The 22982-nt window shown below is 37.8% G+C and carries 18 protein-coding genes, 1 pseudogene and 1 other annotated feature; of the genes and pseudogenes, 17 read left to right on the top strand and 2 right to left on the bottom strand.

Annotated features, from left to right (window positions below):
- Positions 1 to 2 precede the first annotated feature (2 nt).
- From citC to BUB48_RS15660, 8 genes are all read left to right on the top strand, one after another.
- Positions 3 to 1034 (top strand): [citrate (pro-3S)-lyase] ligase, encoded by a 1032-nt coding sequence (citC, locus tag BUB48_RS15695; protein WP_073027506.1) that lies wholly within the window; start codon positions 3 to 5, stop codon positions 1032 to 1034.
- Between the two features lies 1 nt (position 1035).
- A complete protein-coding gene (gene citD / locus BUB48_RS15690; RefSeq protein WP_073027505.1) occupies positions 1036 to 1356 on the top strand; it encodes a citrate lyase acyl carrier protein in 321 nt (106 codons plus the stop codon).
- Complete coding sequence (gene citE / locus BUB48_RS15685; RefSeq protein WP_073027504.1) at positions 1344 to 2234, top strand: citrate (pro-3S)-lyase subunit beta; 891 nt, start codon at positions 1344 to 1346, stop codon at positions 2232 to 2234. The genes citD and citE overlap by 13 nt, the downstream gene beginning before the upstream one ends.
- Positions 2235 to 2274: 40 nt before the next feature.
- Positions 2275 to 3810: a citrate lyase subunit alpha gene (citF, locus tag BUB48_RS15680; RefSeq protein ID WP_073027503.1), complete on the top strand. Its 1536-nt coding sequence runs from the start codon at positions 2275 to 2277 to the stop codon at positions 3808 to 3810.
- Entirely contained in the window at positions 3785 to 4366 is a 582-nt protein-coding gene (gene citX / locus BUB48_RS15675; protein WP_175548442.1) for a citrate lyase holo-[acyl-carrier protein] synthase, read from the top strand. The genes citF and citX overlap by 26 nt, the downstream gene beginning before the upstream one ends.
- A 69-nt stretch (positions 4367 to 4435) precedes the next feature.
- Positions 4436 to 5821 carry an oxaloacetate decarboxylase subunit alpha gene (locus BUB48_RS15670; RefSeq protein WP_073027502.1) on the top strand — a complete coding sequence of 462 codons (1386 nt, stop codon included), beginning with the start codon at positions 4436 to 4438 and terminating at the stop codon, positions 5819 to 5821.
- 39 nt (positions 5822 to 5860) lie between these two features.
- The gene (locus BUB48_RS15665) at positions 5861 to 7240 is read left to right on the top strand and encodes a CitMHS family transporter (protein WP_073027501.1); all 1380 of its coding nucleotides are present in this window, start codon (positions 5861 to 5863) and stop codon (positions 7238 to 7240) included.
- Between the two features lie 177 nt (positions 7241 to 7417).
- On the top strand, positions 7418 to 8248 hold the full coding sequence (locus BUB48_RS15660; protein ID WP_073027492.1) for a deoxyribonuclease IV: 831 nt from the start codon (positions 7418 to 7420) through the stop codon (positions 8246 to 8248).
- A gap of 152 nt (positions 8249 to 8400) precedes the next feature.
- On the opposite strand, the gene BUB48_RS15655 is transcribed toward BUB48_RS15660, so the two are convergent.
- Entirely contained in the window at positions 8401 to 9093 is a 693-nt protein-coding gene (locus BUB48_RS15655) for an LrgB family protein (protein WP_073027489.1), read from the bottom strand.
- Positions 9074 to 9445, bottom strand: a complete 372-nt coding sequence (locus tag BUB48_RS15650) for a CidA/LrgA family protein (protein WP_073027487.1) — start codon at positions 9443 to 9445, stop codon at positions 9074 to 9076. Before BUB48_RS15650 ends, BUB48_RS15655 begins: the two co-directional genes overlap by 20 nt.
- A gap of 360 nt (positions 9446 to 9805) precedes the next feature.
- On the opposite strand from BUB48_RS15650, the gene BUB48_RS15645 reads away from it, so the two are divergent.
- From BUB48_RS15645 to BUB48_RS15600, 9 genes and pseudogenes are all read left to right on the top strand, one after another.
- Positions 9806 to 11758 carry a hypothetical protein gene (locus tag BUB48_RS15645; RefSeq protein ID WP_073027485.1) on the top strand — a complete coding sequence of 651 codons (1953 nt, stop codon included), beginning with the start codon at positions 9806 to 9808 and terminating at the stop codon, positions 11756 to 11758.
- A gap of 181 nt (positions 11759 to 11939) precedes the next feature.
- Positions 11940 to 12162 (top strand) — a binding site (T-box leader).
- A gap of 52 nt (positions 12163 to 12214) precedes the next feature.
- On the top strand, positions 12215 to 13924 hold the full coding sequence (locus BUB48_RS15640) for a proline--tRNA ligase (protein ID WP_073027483.1): 1710 nt from the start codon (positions 12215 to 12217) through the stop codon (positions 13922 to 13924).
- Between the two features lie 123 nt (positions 13925 to 14047).
- A complete protein-coding gene (locus tag BUB48_RS15635; RefSeq protein ID WP_073027479.1) occupies positions 14048 to 15175 on the top strand; it encodes a M14 family zinc carboxypeptidase in 1128 nt (375 codons plus the stop codon).
- The gene (locus tag BUB48_RS15630) at positions 15111 to 15947 is read left to right on the top strand and encodes a Cof-type HAD-IIB family hydrolase (RefSeq protein ID WP_073027477.1); all 837 of its coding nucleotides are present in this window, start codon (positions 15111 to 15113) and stop codon (positions 15945 to 15947) included. Before BUB48_RS15635 ends, BUB48_RS15630 begins: the two co-directional genes overlap by 65 nt.
- A gap of 15 nt (positions 15948 to 15962) precedes the next feature.
- Positions 15963 to 17108 (top strand): DUF362 domain-containing protein, encoded by a 1146-nt coding sequence (locus tag BUB48_RS15625; RefSeq protein WP_073027475.1) that lies wholly within the window; start codon positions 15963 to 15965, stop codon positions 17106 to 17108.
- A 105-nt stretch (positions 17109 to 17213) separates the two neighbouring features.
- Positions 17214 to 20534, top strand: a complete 3321-nt coding sequence (locus BUB48_RS15620) for a 5'-nucleotidase C-terminal domain-containing protein (RefSeq protein WP_175548441.1) — start codon at positions 17214 to 17216, stop codon at positions 20532 to 20534.
- Positions 20535 to 20857: 323 nt separating this feature from the next.
- Positions 20858 to 21079 (top strand): hypothetical protein, encoded by a 222-nt coding sequence (locus BUB48_RS15615; RefSeq protein WP_139250012.1) that lies wholly within the window; start codon positions 20858 to 20860, stop codon positions 21077 to 21079.
- Between the two features lie 51 nt (positions 21080 to 21130).
- Positions 21131 to 21460 carry a reverse transcriptase family protein gene (locus tag BUB48_RS15610; protein WP_073027469.1) on the top strand — a complete coding sequence of 110 codons (330 nt, stop codon included), beginning with the start codon at positions 21131 to 21133 and terminating at the stop codon, positions 21458 to 21460.
- A 265-nt stretch (positions 21461 to 21725) separates the two neighbouring features.
- A pseudogene (locus BUB48_RS15600) lies at positions 21726 to 22876 on the top strand (IS3 family transposase).
- Positions 22877 to 22982: the final 106 nt, after the last annotated feature.

Here is a 22982-nt window from a genome sequence, read left to right as displayed (position 1 = left end):
AAATGAGTTGGGAAATCAAGAGGATGTGGATTGATAAAAATCTTCAGCAAAAAGAAGCATGGAAAGAAATATTGATGACCTGTGGGATTCACCATGAGGAGAACATTGATTATACCGTAGGTGTGTATGAAGAAGGAGAACTATTGGCGACGGGCTCACTATATGGAAACATTATAAAGTGTGTGGCAGTGGATCCAGCCTATCAAGGAACTGGAGTCATCAATAGCTTAATTTCTCATCTAATGGATACGGTTTTTTCACAGGGGTATCAATCCTGCTATGTGTATACAAAACCTGAAGCGGTCAGTTCATTTTTCCATCTGGGATTTAAGGAAATTGCTCGTGTGGAAGGAAAGTTGGTCTTTGGAGAAAAGGCCATCAATGGATTTGAAGCTTATCTTAAGCGATTGAAGGAATGTAAAATAACGGGAGACACTATTGCTGGCATTGTGATGAATGCTAATCCCTTTACAAAGGGACATCAGCATTTGGTTGAAACTGCTGCAAGGGAAAATGATATTGTGCATTTGTTTGTATTAACGGAAGACTTATCTGCCTTTCCTGCTGCTGCAAGACTTCAACTGGTAAGAGAAGGAACCAGTCATTTGAAAAATGTCTATGTTCATGAAACCGGGGATTACATGGTTTCAGCCAAAACTTTTCCTTCCTATTTTTTAAAGGAGGATGAAGATGTCACTAAAGTACAGGCCCAATTGGATGCAGTTATTTTCAAAGAATACATTGCTCCTGCTTTGGGAATCACCAGAAGGTATGTAGGAGAAGAACCTTTTTCCTTTGCAACTAATATATACAACAAAGCCATGGCAGAAATCTTTCAAGGCAGCTTGGAGTTAATAGTCATTCAAAGAAAAACTGTTGGAGAACAGGTGATAAGTGCTACAAGGGTTCGAGCTTTAATGGCAGAAGGAAAAATCGATGAATTGGAATCACTGGTGCCGGAAGGAACCCTTCGATTTATCAAGTCACCGGCAGGAAGGCAGATTCAGGAGAGACTAAGACAGGAGGGGAGATAACATGGGAAAATATGAAATCAAAGGTCAAGGGATTGCTGGTACTTTAGAATCTTCAGATATTCAGATTATTATCGACCAGAATCCTGGAGCCGGTATCGAAATCAGCTTGAAAAGCGATGTAGAAAAGCAATATGGCAGACAAATCAGGGCCACCATTGAAAAGACGCTGAAAAAAATGGGTATTACCGATGCGAAGCTTATAGTGGTGGATAAAGGAGCACTGGATTGCACAATAGTTGCTAGAACCATTGCAGCCGTTCATAGAGCTGCAGGAATAACTGAAAAGTATGACTGGGAGGAGATTGATTCATGGAACGTTTAAGAAGAACCATGATGTTTGTACCCGCAAGCAATCCTGGCATGTTGAGGGACGCAATACTTTATGGTGCTGATTCAATTATGTTTGACTTGGAGGATTCTATCTCCTTAAGAGAAAAGGATACCTCAAGATTTTTGCTCTACCAGGCATTGAAAACTTTTGATTACTCATCCACAGAAACTGTGGTAAGAATCAATTCACTGGATGCAGGTGGGGTAGAAGATATTCATGCCATGGTAAGAGCTGGTATTGATTGCATTCGTCTGCCCAAAACCACCTGTGCCCAGGATGTGTTGGATGCAGAGTCAGTAATTTTAGAAGCCGAGAAAAAGTGTGGAAGAGAAGTTGGATCCACAAAGATGCTGGCAGCTATTGAAGATCCCATGGGGGTCCTAAATGCCCTTTCAATTGCTCAATCAAGCAAACGTCTTATTGGTATTGCTCTGGGATCAGAGGATTATGTTACCGCAATGAAAACACGAAGATATTCAGATAGAAACAGTGAAGAAATATTCTTTGCCAGGTCCATGATAGTCCATGCAGCCAGAGCAGCCGGTATTGCCGCGTTGGATACAGTATTTTCTGATGTGAATGATATGGAAACATTGAGAAAGGAAACAGAATTTATTAAGCAATTGGGCTTTGATGGTAAATCTGTAATTAACCCAAGACAGATTCCTGTGGTCAACAAAGTATATACTCCAACAGAAAAGGAAATCAGCAATGCCTTGGATGTAATCCATGCCATTGAGGAAGCCAATAGGAGAGGCTCAGGGGTCATTGCATTGAACGGTAAAATGATTGACAAGCCTATAGTTGAGAGGGCTGAACGAATCCTGGCCTTAGCTAAAGCAGCAGGGATCAAAATCCCGGAGAACTAGTTTCAAACGAGATATTGTAAAAGGAGCAGGAGGGAAATAGATGAAAAATACGGTAGGTAGAGATATTCCTCAGGAGTATGCAGAAAAGTATGGTGTATTTGAAGGGCAATATGCAAAGAAGACATCTTATCAACGAGCTTCCGGAAAAGTTACTCCGGTACATCCTGGGGAAAGCAAGCTAGTAGGTTCTATTCGTGAGGCAATTGAAAAGTGTGGGCTTAAGGACGGTATGACCATTTCCTTTCACCATCATTTCCGTGAGGGAGATTACGTCTTGAATATGGTTATGGATGAAATTGCCAAGATGGGAATAAAAAATCTTTATTTGGCTCCCAGTTCCATTGCCAATGTTCATGAGCCATTGATTGAGCATATAAAAAATGGTGTGGTGACTGGAATTACAAGCAGTGGTTTGCGTGATAAGGTGGGATTGGCAATTTCTCAAGGAATCATGAAAAATCCTGTCATAATACGTTCCCATGGCGGCAGGGCCCGTGCCATAGAAACAGGTGCATTGCATATAGATGTAGCATTCCTTGGAGTTCCAAGCGCTGATGAATACGGTAATGCCAATGGTTCTCATGGTAATGCTATATGCGGTTCTCTTGGTTATGCCAAGGTGGATGCTGAATATGCTGACAAGGTGGTACTCATTACAGATAACTTAGTACCTTATCCCAATACTCCCATTAGCATACCCCAAAACTTGGTAGATTACGTGGTAAAAGTGGATGCCATCGGAGATCCAAATGGAATTGCCAAAGGAGCCACACGTTTTACTTCCAATCCTAAGGAACTTTTGATTGCAGAAATTGGCAGCAAAGTAATTGTAAACTCACCTTATTTCAAAAACGGCTTTTCGTTCCAATCTGGTTCAGGAGGTTCTACATTAGCGGTTGCAAGATTCTTAGCAGAGGAAATGAGAGAACGAGGCATTAAGGCAGGGTTTATCCTTGGAGGAATAACCAGCAATATGGTAGAGATGCTGGAAGAGGGTCTGGCAGAAAAAATAATCGATACCCAAAGCTTTGACCGTGGTGCGGCAGAGTCTTTGGCAAGAAATGAAAATCACTATGAAATCAGTGCTTCTTTCTATGCAAATCCAGGCAACAAAGGTGCAGCAGTCAATAATCTTGATGTGGTTGTGCTTTCAGCTCTGGAAGTGGATACAGACTTTAATGTCAATGTGCTTACCGGCTCTGACGGCGCTATCAGAGGAGCTTCTGGAGGACATTGTGACACAGCGGCCGGTGCTAAGCTGAGCATGATATTAACTCCTTTAGTTCGTGGCAGGATTCCAACCATTGTGGAAAAAGTAAACACAGTTATTACTCCAGGAGAAGGAATAGATGTAGTGGTGACTGAAATCGGTATTGCCATAAACCCAAGAAGACAAGATTTGATAGATGCATTGAAGGATTCAGGAATACCACAGTTTACCATTGAAGAACTGAAGGAAAAGGCTTATAAAATTGCAGGAACACCGGACCCAATTGAATATGAGGATCAGGTGGTGGCTTTAGTTGAGTATCGAGATGGAAGCATCATCGATGTGGTCAGAAAAATTAAAGAATAAACAAGCAATTGAAGAAATGTTTCAGAACGGATCGGTTCCTAGCCTTCAGGAGGTGCTCCATAACAGGGAACAGCGGGTAAAGTTGCTTGCTACCTTATTGGAACGCTATCCTGAGGCCACGGCCCTTTCTATAAAATGCAACATTCCAGGACCAATAAAGAACAATGATATGATTTTCTCATTGTTCCAACATGGGATGATGGAAATGGAGAATAGGCTTTCTGAAAAAGGATGTAAAGTTTTATACAAGAAAGTCTTGAATCTCAAAACGGGTCCAGAGGGATTTATCTTGGTTTCAGCCGATGCCTTTTCTGTGAAGTTACAGTCAATCCAATTGGAAGAGCAGTCCTGGGGGAGATTACTGGATGTGGATATTTTTTATCGTAAGGAAGGAATCCTTCAGGGTGTCAGCAGATCAGAGTTGAATTATCCAAACCGAAAGTGCTTGATTTGTGATCAAGAGGCTAAGGTATGCGCTGCCAGAAGGGTGCACAGCGTTACCACGCTTCAAGATAAGATCAAGGAGATTTTGCTGCATACCTCAGACAATTTGTAATTAGACAGAAGAATTATGATACAAATGATGAAGTCAGTGTTAAGTTATAGCAATGAAAGGAGGTTATCCATGGGAAAAAAGGTGAAGTTTGTAGATACAACTCTTCGAGATGCTCACCAAAGTTTGATTGCAACAAGAATGACAACAGCTCAGATGGTACCCATTCTTCGGGTAATGGATCAAGGAGGATATCATGCATTGGAGGTGTGGGGTGGAGCTACTTTTGATGCTTGTCTCCGATATCTCAATGAGGATCCTTGGGAAAGGCTGAGGATAATAAGAAGTCATGTAAAGCATACTAAGCTGCAAATGCTTCTGAGGGGACAAAATCTATTGGGCTATAAGCATTACCCTGATGATGTGGTGGAAAGCTTTATTCAAAAATCAATAGAAAACGGCATTGATGTGGTGAGGGTTTTTGATGCTTTGAATGATGTGGCTAATTTGACTACCTCAATGAATGCCATAAAAAAATATGGTGGCCATTGTCAAGCATGCATCTGTTACACCATTTCCGAGGTTCATACCATTCCTTACTATACCAGCCTGGCAAAAGAGTTGGAAGGTATGGGAGCAGATTCTCTGGCCATAAAGGATATGGCAGGGATATTGACTCCAGAGATGGCATATCGGTTGGTGAAATCATTGAAGGAGAACATCCAGATACCTGTGGAGGTTCATACCCATGCTACCAGTGGTATTGCTGAAATGACCTATCTGATGGCAGTACAGGCAGGAGCAGATATTATAGACACAGCCATTTCACCTCTGGCAGGCGGCACGAGTCAGCCTTCAACAGAATCTATTGCCATAGTACTTCAAGAAATGGGGTATGACACAGGGCTGGACATGGAAAAACTAAAGGAAGTTGCTGAATATTTCAGACCATTGAAAGAGAATTTCCGACAACAAGGATTATTGAATCCAAAGGTAATGGATATTGACCCCAATACCTTGTTATACCAAGTTCCAGGGGGCATGTTGTCCAATTTGCTTTCTCAATTAAAAGAGGCAAAGCAAGAAAAAAGGTTTCATGAGGTGCTTCAAGAAGTGCCTAGAGTTCGAGCAGAACTTGGCTATCCTCCTCTGGTAACCCCAATGTCCCAAATGGTAGGAACCCAGGCAGTAATGAATGTAATAAGCGGGGAGCGGTATAAACTGATTCCCAAAGAAATTAAGGATTATGTCAAAGGACTTTATGGGAAAAGTCCAGTGCCGATTTCTGAGAGCATAAGAAAGAAAATAATTGGTAATGAGCCTGTAGTGACCCAGCGCCCGGCAGATCTCATTCCATCGGCCATGGAAAGCTTGAAAGAAGAATTGGGAGATTTGGCATCTTCAACTGAGGACATACTAATGTACGCCCTGTTTCCCACCTTGGCGAAACCTTTTCTGCAAAAAAGAAAAGATCCATTTTATGATGTACCCGTACAATATGTGCAGGTAATTATGTAACAAACAAGATAAGTTATATCTTCAAAAGGGGGAAAAAAGATGATTACAATTCTTGCGTGGGCAATGATTATTGTATTTATGATTTTAGTAATGAAGAAGATACTTCAACCTTTTACTGCTTTGGTGATAGTCCCATTGGTGTTTACTATATTTGGAGCTTTTGCAGGTCTTTACAAGGAACAAGTAGCGAAGCTGAATGAAATTCCGGTGGCCGAGGTAAGTCTGTGGGATCAAATTAAAATTGTAGGAGATTGGACTGTACAAGGACTTCAAAAAACTTCTACTACTGCAATTATGCTATTATTTGCCATATTGTTCTTTTCTATCATGTTAAATGCAGGTCTCTTTGATCCTTTGACAAAGTTTATCATAAAATTGGCCAAGGGAGATCCATTGAAGGTATTGGTTGGAACAGCAGTGGTAGCTGCAATGGTTTCACTAAATGGTGACGGAACAACTACTACACTGATTGTTTGTACCGCTTTCCTTCCCATCTATAAAAAGCTTAACTTAAAAATCATGAATTTAGGTGTATTGCTCATTCTGATGAATACCATCATGAACCTATTACCATGGGGTGGTCCTACAGCTCGTGTTATTTCTGTCCTCGAAGGAGTTGGAGAACAGGAAATACTTGTTGCATTAATTCCTGGTATGATAGTTGCAATAATTTATATGTTGGGTGTTGCTGTTTATTTAGGATTTAAAGAGCGCAAAAGGGTTGGAGTTCAAAAGTTAACCGACGCAGACTTAGATGCATTGATGGCTGTGGCGTCACCTGAAGAGGAAGCATTGAAACGGCCAAATTTGATTTGGGTAAATGCAATATTAACAATTGGTACCATTGTTATGTTGGTTATGGGTACTTTCCCGTCCGTATTCCTTTTCTTATTGGCAACAACTTTAGCTTTACTAATCAATTATAAAAAAATCAGCGAGCAAAAGGCACGCATACAAGATAATGCCGGAGATGCTCTACAGGTAGTAATTCTTGTTATAGGTGCTGGAATATTTATGGGACTATTTACTAACTCCGGTATGTCTGATGCTCTAGCTAACAGCTTGATTACCTTTATGCCAGAAAGTTTTGGACGATTCTGGGGACTCATTACTGCTATAGTTTCTGCACCAGGAACTTTCTTCCTGTCCAATGATGCTTTCTATTATGGAGTGTTGCCTGTATTTGCAGAGGCTGGATTTAAATATGGTTATACAGCATTGGAAATTGGTATAGCTTCATTGTTGGGGCAGGCATTCCACTTATTAAGTCCATTGGTAGCTTTTATCTACCTGTTATTGAACTTAACTGGCTTAGATATGGGAGAATGGCAGAAAGAATCTGCTAAATGGGCCATAGGTATATTCGTTATCTTTATTGCCATGGCAGCTATTACAGGTGCAGTACCACTTTATAAATAATGAAAATAGAATTGAATGGTTTATTTAAATGATGAAACAGGGTGTCAGATTTATAGCTGACACCTTGTTTTTGCATCACAACTATAGAATCTTAATGGATAGAAGACTTTTGTCTTTTAGAAAAATGGGGTATATTAAAAGATATTGATGTTAGCTGAGCAATTAGGAGGAAAATTTATGTTGAATATTGGTTGCCACTTATCTGTTTCTAAGGGTTATGCTCATATGGGAAATGAGGCTCTTTCAATTGGAGCCAGTACATTTCAATTTTTTACCCGTAACCCTAGAGGCGGGAAGGCAAGAAAACTGGATGAAGAAGATATATCAGATTTGCAAAAAATGAAGGAAGAATACAATTTTGCTCCCTTGATTGCCCATGCACCATACACCCTCAACCCTGCTTCAGCAGATCCAAAGGTGAGAAACTTTGCTTATATGATAATAGAAGAGGATTTAGCTATCCTTGAATACTTGCCGGGAACACTGTATAATTTTCATCCCGGAAGCCATGTGGGACAGGGTGTTGATAAGGGCATTGAATTAATTGCAGAGATTCTCAATGACTTATTAAAGCCACAACAAAAGACAAAGGTATTGCTAGAAACCATGGCTGGAAAAGGCAGTGAGATTGGTGGCTGTTTTGAGGAACTGAAGGCAATTTTAGATAAAGTCCATTTGACGGAACATATTGGAGTCTGTTTGGATACTTGCCATGTATATGATGGTGGATATGACATCGTAGAGAATCTGGAGGAAGTTTTGGAGAAATTTGATGACATCATTGGACTTCATCGTCTATATGCCATCCATATTAATGACAGTATGAATCATATGGGAAGCCATAAGGATCGCCATGCCCGTATAGGTGAAGGTAAAATTGGCATTGAGGCAATGGAGAGAATTATAAATCATTCAAAGCTAAGGGATCTGCCTTTTATATTGGAGACTCCTAATGATTTGTCTGGATATCAGAAGGAGATAGAGTTACTTCGTAGTTTATACAGATGATGCTTATATGACACAAATACAGGTTGACATAGGAACATATAAGCAGGTTATAAGAAAGGCTTCCTTTGGAAGCATTTTAACAATCAAGGAAGCCTTTCTTGAAATGCTTTTAACGGAAAGTATAAATTAAGGAAATTTATACTTTTATATTATTATATCAAATTTGAGAATAGCGGGGCTATAATTACAGTTAGCAGCCCTGATACAACAATTGACAAGCTGCTCATGGCCCCTTCGATTTCTCCCAATTCCATGGCTTTTGATGTCCCTATAGCATGAGAGGCTGTTCCAAGGGAAAGTCCTTTTGCTATTGGTTCAACAATATTAAAACATTTAAATAGAATGTTTGAGAACACATTGCCTATTATTCCGGTAATAATGATGGTAGCAACTGTAATGCTGACAAGTCCTCCCAATTCTTCTGATATGCCCATGCCGATAGCTGTTGTCACAGATTTAGGAAGCAACGTTACGTATTCAATGTGGGTAAATCCAAATAATTTTGAGAATCCCCAAACACTAACCATACTTGATAGCACACCCGACAGAATACCTACTATAATAGCCTTTAAATTCCTTTTAAGCAAGCTGATTTGACGATATAGGGGAATGGCAAGGCTTACTGTAGCTGGAGTGAGGAAATAGCTTATATATTGTGCACTGCTATTGTAGTTTTCATAGTCAACATTAAAAAAAGATAAAAATCCAATAATGACAACAATGGCAATAAGTATGGGGTTGAAAATCTGATAGTGCAATTTCTTTTTCAGATATACACCTATACCATATGCGATTAAAGTAAGTACAAAGCCAAAGGCTGTTGAATTAGCGAATATTTGGTTCATTGGATTTCCTCTCCCACTTCAAAATTAGTTCGGCAGATTTTCCTGTTGCAATCATTACAATAAAAGTTGTAGCAAAAGTAGTAATTATGATTGGAAGCCAGATGCTTTTTAATTGATCCCATAAAGTAGTCAACTTTACTGCCCCAGGAATAAACATCAATGGCATTATATTAATTAAAAAATTGCCTGTGTCTTGTACATCATCAATTTTAACAATATTAGTCATCAGTAGTAATAATAATATTATAAGACCATAAATACTGGCAGGGATAGGGAGATGGATGAAATATTTTAATATTTCTCCTATACAAGTGATTGATAGAATGATTCCAAATTGTTTAATATATTTCATTGTTCATATCCTTTCCATTGCATGATTTTTTGAGTATGTCTGTGTAGAACATAAAAAAATGGTTTTATGAGTGTATACTCTTTGCATAGAAAAACACATTCCAAGTATTAACTCTGGTATAATAAAACAACTTTAATACCCCGATGGCATTTATAGAACATCGGGGTGAATTTTTACATCCAAAAGCGTTCCATGCCTTGCCTCAACAGCTACAATCTGACCTTCCCATTCTAGTTTATAAGGAGTTATAAAAATATTATAAGCATTATCTATTAGACTTTCAAAGGAATTATCGCAAATTCATAGAAGTAATTAATGTAGCAGCTTTTATCAGTTTTACTAAGAAAGGCAGGTTTTATAATGAAGAAAATAGGATTAACAATTTTTATTATTTGCTGCATGATGTCGTTAAGTTTCGTATATGTAGGAGCTGATATTGTAGAAGCAAATTACGAAGAAGAAGCAGCAATTTTGAACTCTATGGGGTTATTGAAGGGAGTAAATGGCGGATATCAATTAGATAGAGCACCGAGCAGATTAGAGAGCGCTGTTATGCTTATAAGGCTTCTTGGAAAGGAAAAAGAGGCATTAGAGAAGAATTATCCACATCCGTTTACAGATGTACCAGAATGGGCGGGAGCCTATGTTGGTTATATGTATGAAAAAAAGCTGACTACTGGAGTCGGAAGCAATAGATTTGGAGCAGATAATCTGACGGATTATAATGTTTATATCACTTTTGTATTAAGAGCATTAGGTTATGATGACAAAATAGGAGATTTTTCCTGGAACAATGCTTTGGAAAAAGCTCAGGAGATATTACTGATAAATGATGATGAAATCTCTAAGGAAAAAGGCTTTCTCAGATGTCACATGGTACATATTTCATACAATGCATTGAAGATTAAACTTAAGGATACGGATGAAACTCTGCTAGATAAGTTAATAAGGGAAGGCGTTATAGAAAAATCTGAGGCAAAAGACGTAATTCCCGATGAATTAAAGAAGGAAAAGGTCAAAATGACTAAGTTAGTATTTAAAGACTACAATAAAGGTATACATAATATCAAAATAGATATATCTACCTTGCCTGAAGAATTTAAAGCCTTTAGCAAAATCCATGTCCTGGGCTTAGATAAACCCATAGATGATATGGATGCATATTTCACTCTAAATAGTGATATACAGAAGGCGAATCGGCAAAGAGCTTTAATTTATAACAAACAGGAAGGCAGTTATGTTACTGTATATAGTGGATATACATTAATAACTCTTTTTGATGAAACTAATAATCCTATAGGGTATGGAGGATTTGCTGACTTTGTAAAAGAAGGAGAAATTGAAGTTGAATTCAAACCTTATAAAGAAGTTTATATCAATTTGAATAAAATAGAACAAGGTATAGAAATAGACAGCAAAGGAAACCTGATTATTGACATTGATAAAATACCGGCAGCTATAAAAAGTTTAAATACTTTAGGATTGTCTTCTGCGTCTGAAGAGGAATACAAATCTGAGGAAAAGCTTATCAGTGCCGTAAACAGCGGGCGAAACAACTTATTGAATTTGGATGGAAAATCCATAAACATACTAGAGACTAAAGGTTCTCACTTAAAAAAGAAATATCTGCTGGTATGCTTCTATGCAGATGAAGAAAACTGGTATTATAAAAGCTTTCTCGCAGATGATTTGGATAAAAAGATAACTGATCATCATGTATTGAATAGAATAAAAGAAGCGAAGAAAGGTCTAACGATAATTAGTCCTGACCAAGAAAGTTTAGTAGTATTTGTAGATAAGAACAAGCTTCCTGAAGTTGAATTTGCAAGAATATATGGTAATTCTGGCATAGACGGGAATGGGAGATTCATAGCTGTTTATGAAATGCTAAACAGTAAATCAAAACCGGAATCCATTGATGCTAGAGGAATAAGAAGCAGTAACAACATGGATAAAGTTACTAATGTGGTACTTTTATATGATAAGGATATGAATATCATATACTATCATATAGTTACAAAGGAGGACGTAGTGGAATCCAGAAAGCTTTTTAAGGATGCACATATAGAGATTGAACCGATTAATTATAAAAACAGGATATCATCCAATGATTTCACTGTTACTCGTCTGATAGAAGGATTTGAAGATACAGGTTTCAGCTATGATGGTGGAACCACAAGTACCGTTACTAACGATAAAGGGCAATTAATAGAATTGATAATAGGTCCTTTTTTATTCGAAAAAGATGGGGTAGAATACATAATCGAGCCAAAGTTAGATTTTATTAAAATTAAGAATATAATTTTTGAATAGAATATTTTTATTAATATGTGTTAAATCACTTAAAAGTTCACGGGATAACTTTTATATTTAATGATTTGCATAAATATAAAGGAATAAAGCGTTTTAAATCCAAGAGCAATTGATACTTTTTATTAAGGAAATCACATTGACATTCAGTACTTTATTTGTTACAATTTTAAAAAATTTAATGTTATCGGCTATGAAAAGGGATAGTAGGCTTTTTGGATTTTTCAGAGAGAAGATGGTTGGTGAAAATCTTTAATGAAAAAGGGCTGAACCCACCTTTGAGCTATGAACCCAACGATTATTCAAGTAGGCTTCATCGCATTTCCTGCGTTAAAAGGAAAAGCATTGAGTGCAGAAGATTTCTTCTGAAATTAGGTGGTACCGCGGTTTGTATATTCGCCCTAAGTTGATTTATTAGACTTAGGGCTTTAGTATTTTACATAGTATGGAGGTAAAGACATGAAACTTGAAAAGCTTGTTGGAGACAGATTTAAGGAAATGCCGGCGGATTGTGAAATCGAAAGTCATGGATTGATGATCAGAGGCGGCTATATGAAGCAAGTTGCTAGTGGAATTTACTCGTCATATACACCTTTACGTCGTATAACAAGAAAAATAGAGCAAATTATCCGTGAAGAAATGGATGCAATAGATGGGCAAGAGGTACAGTTACCTGTTTTATTGCCTGCATCCCTATGGGAGGAATCAGGGAGATATGAAGATGCAGGAAAAGAATTGCTTCCCTTGAAGGATAGAAACAATGGACCACTTGTTCTTGCTATGTCACATGAAGAAGCAGTTGTCCATCTTGTTCGTGAATACGGACAAAGCTATGCAAAGTATCCTTTTATGCTTTATCAGATACAAACAAAAGTTAGAGATGAAGCCCGTCCCCGAAACGGTCTTATAAGAGCACGAGAGTTTATGATGAAGGATGCGTACTCTTTCCATACAACTTGGGAAGATTTGAATGAATACTACAGCAAATTCTTTGAAGCTTACGAGAAAATTTTTAAGAGGGTAGGTATACCTGAAATAATAGCAGCGGTTTCGTCTACGGGTAGCAACATGTGCCATAAATTTATGTTTATTAATCCGGTAGGAGAAGATACTGTTGCTTTATGCTCCGAGTGTGATTATCGTGCGGATGCAGAAACAGCAGAATCAATTGTAGAAAATAAAAGAAGTGAGGTTTCTGAAGAAATAAAACTTGTCCATACTCCTGATATTCGTACTATTGAAGATTTATGCAGATTTTTGAATTTACCAAAGGAAAAAACTTATAAAGCGGTAGTGTATCAGAAAAATTCAAATGATGACTATGTAATTTTATTTATTCGTGGAGATTTGGATGTAAGTGAAACAAAGCTTAAGAATTATCTGGGAGATGATATCAGACCGGCTATCATTACAGAAGATTCTGGAATAACCCCAGGCTTTATTGGACCATATAACTTAAAGGAGGGTTATACGGTTCTATTTGATAAATCACTGAAAAATACCAACAATATGTGCAGTGGAGCAAATATTTTTGACTATCATTATACAGGACTGGACGTTGAGCGGGACTGTGGAAATGTAGAGTTTCATGATTTTGCCAAAATTAAAGATGGCAGCATCTGCCCTAAGTGCGGCAGGCATAGTATAAAAATATCAAAAGGAATAGAATTAGGTACTATGCTTCAGATTGGCACTAAATATACTGAAGCCATGGGAATGCAATATTTGGATAAAGAAGGAAAATCTCAATGCCCTATAATGGGTTGTTATGGAATTGGAATCGGGCGATTGGTGGCATCAATATGTGAGGCTCATCATGATTCTTATGGGCCAATCTGGCCTATATCCATAGCACCTTGGCAGGTACACTTGTGTTGCGTTCGGCCAGATAATTTGGAAGTGAAGAAAGTGGCAGATAAATTGTATGAAGAACTATTGAAGCATAATATAGAAGTAATATATGACGATAGAAATGTTAGTACCGGTGTCATGTTTTCCGATGCAGATTTGCTTGGAGTGCCTGTTAGAGTCGTAGCCAGCCCAAGAAACATGAAAGAAAATTGTGTTGAAATAGCAACCAGAGATAAGAGCATTTCCTTAAAGGTTCCAGTAGATGAAGCTGTGGAGGAGATCATGAATCTGATTAATAAATTAAAAGCGGAAGTATAATTAAAACCTTCTCGTCAATTGACGGGAAGGTTTTTTATCCTACAGGCAGCCTTTTTATTGATCCATTACTGGTTCATTTGCCTTGTAATGCTAGTGAAATAGTAATAAAATAGAATTGGCAGTATGGACAAGGACATTAATATAATGGGGGGTATCAATATAAACAAACTAAAAAACTTAATAACTATCACACTTATCTTTGTAATTGCAAATGCTACTATCATACATGGCGAAGAAATCAGATTTTATCCAGATAAGCTATACCACAGTAAGGATTTTATAAATGATGTAAACAGCCTTCTTTTTAATTATGGAGAAAAATACCCTTCCCTCGTCACTGTTGAAAAAGCAGGCGATTCCTATATGGGAAATGAGATACTTTACCTGAAGATTGGTAAAGGTGACAAGAGCGTATTTATTAATGCTTCACATCATGGAAAAGAATACATGACAACATTGCTTGTTATGAATCAAATTGATTATTTGGTCAATAAATATCAATATGATAAAGAATTGCAAGAATTATTCAATGAAGTATCCATAGTATTCCTTCCAATGGTAAATCCAGACGGAATAAGTATTGCACGAGGATATGCGACAGTTCCTTCAAATGTCATAACTATAGGTAACTCATCATCAAAAAATAGTTTTTTGGGTTGGAAGGCTAATGGGAAAGGTGTAGACCTGAATAGAAACTACCCCATGAGATGGGATTATATTAAAGATGATCCAGGTAAACCTGCCAATAGAAACTACAAGGGAAAAACGCCTTTCAGTGAAGTTGAAACTAATATAGTTAAAGATCTATGTGAGAAAAATGATTTTGAAGTATGTATTGCATATCACTCAGCAGGGGAAGTTATATTCTGGTATGCTTATCAAAATGAAGAACAAGAAAAACGTGATTTAGCCATAGGTCAAGGAATAAGTAAAATAACAGGATACCGATTAGATATGACTCGTATAACAGCCGGTGGAATGAAGGATTGGTTTGTTCAGGAATACGGCAAACCTGGTTTTACAATTGAGATAGGAAGCCCAAAATATGTGGGAGATTTTAAACAGCTGCCATATAGCGAATATGCAAAGATATGGACTGATAATAGGAATATACCTGAATACTTATTAAAGTTAGCCGCATCATCTAAGCAAAATGATGCTAATGAACAAGGAGAGGAAAGTAAAAATGCTGACGAATCAAACCAACTACAAGATGGTAGTGATGGACATGGATTACACCCTTCTGAATAAAAATAAAGAAGTTTCCCCGGGAAATAAAGAGGCTTTGGCTGAGGCTGCCAAGAAGGGGGTACACCTAGTAGTTGCAACAGGAAGAATATATTCTTCAGCAAGATTTTATACAAGATTGCTTGGAATAAACACACCTATAATCGCTAGCAACGGAGCAATAATAAAAGAAGATGTAACCAATAAAATAATGTTCCAGAGCATACTCCTTGATGAAGTGGCTTTGGAAATGATAAGGTTATGCAAAAAAAAAGGTCTATACTGCCATTTATATTCACAGGATACTGTATATACTGAGAAGATAATCAATATTTCCCGAAGATACTATGATTGGAACCAAAAACTAAACCCGGAAGACAGGATAAATATCAGAGTTGTAGATTCCATTGAAAGGACTGTAGAAGAAGAGAAAGGAAAGATTCTCAAGGCTGTTGTAGTTGATGATGACTGTGAAAAGCTGGCATACATAAGAGAAAATATCAAGAAGACTGGCAAAGTATCCGTGAGCCAATCCCTAAAGGACAATCTTGAAGTGATGAACAAGGGTATAAATAAAGGCAATGCCATAAAGATACTGGCAGAAATATATGGTATTAAACGAGATGAGATAATAGCTATAGGTGATAATGAAAACGACATAAGCATGATAGAATATGCCGGTTTAGGCGTAGCAATGGGCAATGGGGTTGAGGCTTTAAAGGAGAAAGCTGATTATGTCACTGGAAATTACGATGAAGATGGTGTAGCTCAGGTCATACGTAAATTTGTGTTATAAGGAGTGCAGAGAATATTGGAACAGGTTGGAATAGCAAGATGCAGTGATTATGCTTATGAAAATGTGGAAAAAGCCCTATTCCAATGCTTGGAGTCTCTGAAGGGATTAAAAGAAAGAATAAAGCCGGGAAGCAAGGTTTTGGTGAAGGTTAATCTTCTTAAGAAGAATAATCCGGATGATGCAGTAACAACACATCCTTCTGTGGCTGAAGCCGTTGTTAGATATTTGCAGCAATGTGGGTGTGAAGTGACATTGGGTGATAGCCCAGGAGGACCATATACAGAATGGTTACTGAGGGGCATATATAAATCCACAGGAATGACTCAAGTGGCAGAGAGGACAAAATGCAACTTAAACTACGATGTTTCTATAACAGAGGTACATAATGAGCATGGGAAAATGCTCAAGAAGATGCAGGTCATAAAGGTAGTTGAAGATGCTGATTTTATTGTATCCGTTGCCAAACTGAAAACCCATGCTATGATGACATATACAGGAGCTGTGAAAAACCTTTTCGGCATAATTCCAGGCATAATTAAGGCGGACTATCATCTGAAAATGAATGATGTGGCTAATTTTGCCGCTCATTTGGTAGATATATGTGAATATGCAAAGCCACTGTTTTCAATTATAGATGGCATAGATGGAATGGAAGGGGATGGACCTTCTGCAGGAGATAAGAGACATGTAGGAATAATCATGGCTGCCCAAAATCCTTATGCCTTGGATTTTAGCGCATTAAGAGTGATAGGAATAAATCCTTCTATGGTACCTACTATGATAGAAGCAAAGAGCAGAGGATTATTTTCTTGTGATGATGGTGATATTGAATATACTTGCTTGAGGCCTTCAGATATAAATATAAAGCCCTTTAAGCTGCCAAGATCACTAAATGTGAATTTTATCGGTGGAAGAATACCAAAGGTTGTTGAAAAATGGGTGATGGATAATTTAAGACCAAGACCTGTATTTGATCATAACACCTGTGTATCATGTAGAATTTGTGAAAAGAGTTGCCCTCCTAAAGTAATAAGCATGGATACAGGCAAACCGGTGGTAGACTTGAGCAAATGCATAAGATGTTTCTGTTGTCACGAACTATGTCCAAAAAAGGCAGTACAAATAAAAAAACATGGAATATATGACAGGTTATTCAGATAACCTGTCTTTTTTTGTTCTTAAATATTTTTGAGACATGGTGGATGTTATGGTAAAATTATACTTGATATGTATATTTATATACATAAAAAAATAAATGGGGGTATTATGATGAGAAAGGGACTAAAATATGTAAGCATATTGCTTACGCTCTTGATGGTATTTTCAATGCTATTGCCAATTAATACTGTATTGGCTCAAGACAATAGCACAAAAACCATCACTATAATGGCAACAAGCGATTTGCATGGAAGACTATATCCTTGGGAATATGCCGCCGGCAAAGCTGATGAAAAATCAGGGCTTGCCAAGATTCAGACATTGATTAAGGCAGAAAGAAGTAATAATCCAAATACCATTCTTGTTGATTGTGGTGATTTAGTCCAAGGGAACCTGGCTGACTTATTCAATGATCAGCCTGTGCATCCTATGGTGGAGGCGTTAAACTATATAGGATATGATGCATGGGTTTTAGGTAACCATGAGTTTAACTTCAGCCTGGATTTCTTGAATAGAAATGTTGATGCTTTCAAAGGAAGTGTACTGGTCGCAAATATATATAAAGAAGATGGAACCCGTGCATTTGAACCTTATAAGATATTTGAAAAAGACGGAGTAAGAGTTGCGGTAGTAGGCATAATAACACCTCACATTCCAATATGGGAATCAAGCAATCCTGATCGGTTCAAAGGATTGACTTTTACTGATCCTCTTGAAGAAGCAAAAAAGGTTGTAAAAGAGTTAGAGGGGAAATATGATGTTTTGGTGGGAGCGTTTCATCTAGGAGATACTGCGGAAAAGGGTGATTCAGACGGTGCATTGCCTATAGCTGAGGCACTGCCACAATTCAATGTAATATTCTGCGGTCATAAGCATGCAAAATTTGATAATATTGAATCCAGCACCGGTGTAAAACTTATAGAGCCAGGAACTAATGGTGTAACGCTGGCTAAAGCTGATATCAACTTGGTTAAAGAAGGAGACAAATGGGTTGTAAAAGAAGTTGCAACCAAGAATATAGATGTAACTGCTGAAACAGAAGCTGATAAAGGCATATTGGAGAAGTTTGCTTATGTAGATGAAACATCAAAAAAAGAGGCTGCAAGAGAAGTAGGTAAAGTCACTGAAGATTTTGTGAAAGGCGTAGATTACTTTACTGGTGAAGATAAAATTACAACAATGCCAAGGGCCCAGTTGGAAGATAACGCCATAACTGACTTGATAAATGAAGTTCAGATGTACTATTCAAAGGCGGATATCTCTGGAGCTGCATTGTTCGATATTGATGCCAATGTGAAAGCAGGTTCGTTCAGACTGCAAGATGCGGCTAAGATATACAAATATGACAATAATACTTTGGTAGGAATCAATATTACAGGAAAGAATCTGAAGGCCTATATGGAATGGTCTGCAAGCTATTATAACCAGTATAAGGAAGGAGACCTGACCATAAGCTTCAATCCTGATATCAGGGCCTACAATTATGATATGTTCGCCGGAGTTAACTATGAGATAGATATATCTAAGCCTGCAGGAAGCCGAATAGTAAATCTTACATACAAAGGCGAACCAGTAAAAGATGATGCTGTGTATAAGCTAGCTATAAATGATTATCGTTTTGGAACATTGAAGACTTTGGGGCTTGCTAAAGATGAAGATAAATTTTATCCTTCAAAAGAAGAAGAAGGTGCACAAGAGTCACTGAGGACCTTGGTTCTGAAATATGTACAGGAAGTTAAAAAAGGTGTTGTAACTCCTACCGTTGATAACAACTGGAGGATAATAGGTACTAACTTTGATTACGAGAAATATAAAGAGTATTATGATCAAATTAAATCTGGAGAAATAAAAATACCTACATCCTTTGATGGAAGAACTCCTAATGTAAAATCTGTAAACATAAATGACCTGGCTAAACTTGGAAAGGTTAAAGGTACGACAGTAATAAGCTTGCTATCCATAAACGATTTCCATGGTAATATTGTTGAAAATGGAAAGAATCCTGGAGCAGCAAGATTAGCTGGGTATTTCAAGACTGAAAAGGCAGCTAATCCGGAAGGTACTATAATTTTAAGTGCAGGAGACATGTACCAGGGCACAGCAGATTCCAATCTTATGTACGGGGAGCCTGTTCAGCAAATGATGAACATGATGGGCTTTGAGGCCATGGCTATTGGCAACCATGAATTTGACTGGGGTATAGAAGCTCTAGAAAAGTTAAAATCTCAAAGTAAGTTCCCATTCCTAGGAGCCAACATAATTGACAAGAAAACCGGAAAGACGGCCAGCTTTGTAGAGCCATACACAATATTGGAGAGAAAGGGAGTTAAGGTTGGCATAATTGGAATTGCAACCCCGGAAACACTTACTAAGACAAAAGCTGAGATAGTGGAACCCTATGACTTTAGAGATCCTGTTGAGACTGTTAATGCTCTGGTGCCTGAAGTTAAGAAGGCAGGTGCTGATTTAATTGTTGTGCTCAGTCATTTGGGAGCAATGCAGGATATGAATACAAAAGAAATCACAGGTGAAGCAGCAGATTTTGCCAAAGCGGTAAAAGGTGTAGATGCCATCATATGCGGCCATTCTCATCAGACCATAGATGGAAGGGTTAACGGAATTCCTGTTGTGCAAGCATACTATAACGGCAGATCAGTTGCTCATATTGATATTTACTTAGATGCTGACAAGAAAGTTACCAAAATAGAAACCTTTGTTGATGGTAATGTTATTAAGGCAGAAGAAGATAGTGATATGAAGAAACATATTGAAACAATAATGGAAAAATTAGGTCCTATTAAGAATGAAGTAATAGGAAAGGCTGCAGCAGCTTTTAACCATGATACAACAGTAACTCAGGTTTCACCTGTAGGTAATTTTGTTGCTGACATAATGAGAAAAGCAGTCAATGCGGATATAGCCATTCAGAATGGAGGTGGCTTAAGAAGGGATATACCTGAAGGAGATATTACCATGGGATTGATGTATGAGTTGTTGCCTTTTGATAATACCCTATATACATTTGATTTGACAGGAAAACAAGTTAAAGAGGCTATAGAACATGGCATAATACTGAATAATGAAAAAACATTTAGATCTGGTCAGTTTTCTGGTTTAAAAGTTAAATATGATTCATCAAAGCCAAGGGGAGAAAGAATAGTTGAAATTACATTGCTGGATGGCACTCCTCTTGATGAAAATAAAGTTTATAAGGTAGTGACAAATGATTTCCAAGCTACAGGTGGAGATGAATACATCATGTTTACAGAAGGCAAAAACACATTTGATACCAATATACCTGTAAGAGAAGTCATCATAAATGAAATAAAGAAGCTAAAAGTCATTACTCCTGTAGTAGATGACAGACTTATAGACATATCAACCCAAACCAGCATGGTTGTTCCATTTGAGCTTGATATGGCTGCATAGTATATTAATTGAATTACAATGGCTTTAATACAAAAAGAAGGTGCAGATTGCACCTTCTTTTTGTATGTGTGCGTCCAGCGAAGTTGAACCACACTTATCGGTGAAAGTCCGATACGGGTAATTGCCAAGAAGCCCGTTAGCTAATTCCGATGCGTCGCAGTAATGTGGAGTGCTAAGCGGAAGGATAAAGTACTCGCTTAAATAGCGAAGCGATCGAAAGTGCAGGTCGTAACATAAAGTGAACTCTGCCGTATTGTCAAAAAGGGTCTCTGGTAACAGAGAAGCAAAAGGGAAGTCGAGCCTTGGCATTATGGGTGAAGACCATGGAAGATGGAAAGAACTTGGAGTGCACCATTGAAGAATCCCTCGGTGTATGGGAGGCGACATGTACTGAAAGTGTGGTTCGGAATTGGAGAGACCCTACTTTGCACAGTGTAAGCTGTAAAGAAGTCGCATATAAGCTGAGAAAGCGAAACTGCAGGCTTGCAGAGAGGGAGTCGGAGGAGTCAATAGTACTGATGAAGTTACAGACAAAAAAACTGTAACGAGGGAAGAGACTCTACTTTATTCAAGTATTCTAATGGAGGTAAGAGTGAGTGAATGCCCATAAGGCTAACAACACCAAAGAAAAAGTTCGACAACTTCAAAGGAAACTATACCTTGCAGCCAAGTTAAACAGTAAGAGAAGGTTTCATGCTTTGTATGATAAAGTGTATCGGAAAGATATACTCATGGAAGCATGGAAAAGGGTAAGAGCTAACGGTGGAAGTGGAGGTATTGACCAAGTAAGTATTGCTGATATAGAGAAAAATGGAGTGGATAAATTTCTGGAGGATATTCAGCAAGAACTAATGGAAGGGAAATATCATCCTAAGCCTGTCAGAAGGACATACATTCCAAAAGGGAATGTATTGAATGTCAAGTAAAATTGGTTCTCTCTCACTTTTGGTGGTAAATATTTACGGATGAATAACAATTAGCAATCCTTTATAATTATTCTATTAAATAAAGGAAAGGTATAAAGTCGAAACTATGGAAGAATACAAGATATTATACAAAAAAGAAACTAAAGTTAAAGTAAATATAGTTGCAATGAGTACCAGAGACTCTTGTAAATGTCCAAGCTGCGGAACTATAATGATACCAGAAATTAAGACAGACAAATCAATCAGAATTAGTTAGAATAGAATTATGGAAAAGAGAAGACATTTTACACCAGAAGAAAAAGCAAAAATAGTGATCGAGGTCTCAAGGGAAGAAAAAACACTGAACGAGATTGCTGCAAAATATGAAATTCATCCAAATCAGCTTAGTCGCTGGAAGACAGAATTCATAAATAATGCAGGTAGAGTTTTCAGCAAGGAAACCGATGAAGTGGAGAAGGTCAAACAATCTTATGAAAAGGAGAGGGATTAACTACTTAAGCAAATAGGCCAGCTTTCTTATGAAGTTGCCTGGCTTAAAAAAAATCTGGCCGACTCTAAATCCCGTAAAGACCGTATAAAGATGATTGACAGAGACGAAAAGAAACTCAGCATAGCAAGGCAAGCTGAACTATTGGGGATAAATCGCACGAGCCTTTACTACAAACCAGTTCCAGTGAAAGATGAGGAATACCTGATTAAACGCATCATCGATGAGGTTTATACATCTCACCCTGAGTATGGTTATCGAAGGATGACAAATATTTTAACCCGGGATTATCATATTCACATCAATCGCAAGCGAACCAGGCGTTACATGCTGGAAATGGGGATACACGGCTTTTGTCCGGGACCTAACCTTAGCAAGCGTACACATGGCAAATATTTGTGTCCATATTTGTTAAGGGGTTTAAATATAGATCATCCAAATCAGGTATGGTCAATAGACGTGACCTACTGTCGTATGAAACGTGGTTTTATGTATATGGTAGCTATAATATACTGGTATTCCCGCTATATAGTTGGATTTGAGCTATCAAACACATTGGAACGGAGTTTTGTAATAGAGGCAATTCAAAAGGCGATAAAACGGTATGGCAAGCCTGAAATAATGAACAGTGATCAAGGATCACAGTTTAGTAATGATGACTACATAAATCTGCTAAAAAGTAACAATATTAGGATATCCATGGATGGGAAAGGAAGAGCATTAGATAACCGACGTATAGAACGTTTTTCCGTTCCTATAAGTGGGAAAAGCTTTATCTTGAAGATTGCGAAACAGGACAACAGCTTAGGCAGATTACAAGAGAATATGTGGAGTATTATAACAACCTGAGACCACACCAGTCTTTGGATTATAGAACTCCAGCAGAATATTACTTTGGGGAATATAAGCAACTTCAGGAAGTCATATAAAATCTGGGGCTCTGCCCCAGACCCCGTCCTCGCTGGAAGGCAAAAAGATATAAAATCATTGGATGTCAAGGGTCAAGATGAACTCGCTTACGTTCGCCCTTTGCAT

This window comes from Lutispora thermophila DSM 19022 (genome assembly GCF_900142105.1).
In the GTDB taxonomy this organism is placed as follows: domain Bacteria; phylum Bacillota; class Clostridia; order Lutisporales; family Lutisporaceae; genus Lutispora; species Lutispora thermophila.
This window is presented reverse-complemented; position numbering and strand designations above follow the sequence as displayed.

Excerpts from the sequence above, each read along its gene's own strand:
- BUB48_RS15630 (WP_073027477.1), top strand. The coding sequence starts at position 15,111 with ATGCTGACGAATCAAACCAACTACAAGATGGTAGTGATGGACATGGAT.
- BUB48_RS15655 (WP_073027489.1), bottom strand. The coding sequence starts at position 9,093 with ATGAACCAAATATTCGCTAATTCAACAGCCTTTGGCTTTGTACTTACT.
- BUB48_RS15650 (WP_073027487.1), bottom strand. The coding sequence starts at position 9,445 with ATGAAATATATTAAACAATTTGGAATCATTCTATCAATCACTTGTATA.
- citE (WP_073027504.1), top strand. The coding sequence starts at position 1,344 with ATGGAACGTTTAAGAAGAACCATGATGTTTGTACCCGCAAGCAATCCT.
- BUB48_RS15660 (WP_073027492.1), top strand. The coding sequence starts at position 7,418 with ATGTTGAATATTGGTTGCCACTTATCTGTTTCTAAGGGTTATGCTCAT.
- BUB48_RS15645 (WP_073027485.1), top strand. The coding sequence starts at position 9,806 with ATGAAGAAAATAGGATTAACAATTTTTATTATTTGCTGCATGATGTCG.
- citF (WP_073027503.1), top strand. The coding sequence starts at position 2,275 with ATGAAAAATACGGTAGGTAGAGATATTCCTCAGGAGTATGCAGAAAAG.
- BUB48_RS15640 (WP_073027483.1), top strand. The coding sequence starts at position 12,215 with ATGAAACTTGAAAAGCTTGTTGGAGACAGATTTAAGGAAATGCCGGCG.
- BUB48_RS15615 (WP_139250012.1), top strand. The coding sequence starts at position 20,858 with ATGGAAGATGGAAAGAACTTGGAGTGCACCATTGAAGAATCCCTCGGT.
- citD (WP_073027505.1), top strand. The coding sequence starts at position 1,036 with ATGGGAAAATATGAAATCAAAGGTCAAGGGATTGCTGGTACTTTAGAA.
- BUB48_RS15670 (WP_073027502.1), top strand. The coding sequence starts at position 4,436 with ATGGGAAAAAAGGTGAAGTTTGTAGATACAACTCTTCGAGATGCTCAC.
- BUB48_RS15635 (WP_073027479.1), top strand. The coding sequence starts at position 14,048 with ATGGACAAGGACATTAATATAATGGGGGGTATCAATATAAACAAACTA.
- citC (WP_073027506.1), top strand. The coding sequence starts at position 3 with ATGAGTTGGGAAATCAAGAGGATGTGGATTGATAAAAATCTTCAGCAA.
- citX (WP_175548442.1), top strand. The coding sequence starts at position 3,785 with ATGTGGTCAGAAAAATTAAAGAATAAACAAGCAATTGAAGAAATGTTT.
- BUB48_RS15620 (WP_175548441.1), top strand. The coding sequence starts at position 17,214 with ATGATGAGAAAGGGACTAAAATATGTAAGCATATTGCTTACGCTCTTG.
- BUB48_RS15665 (WP_073027501.1), top strand. The coding sequence starts at position 5,861 with ATGATTACAATTCTTGCGTGGGCAATGATTATTGTATTTATGATTTTA.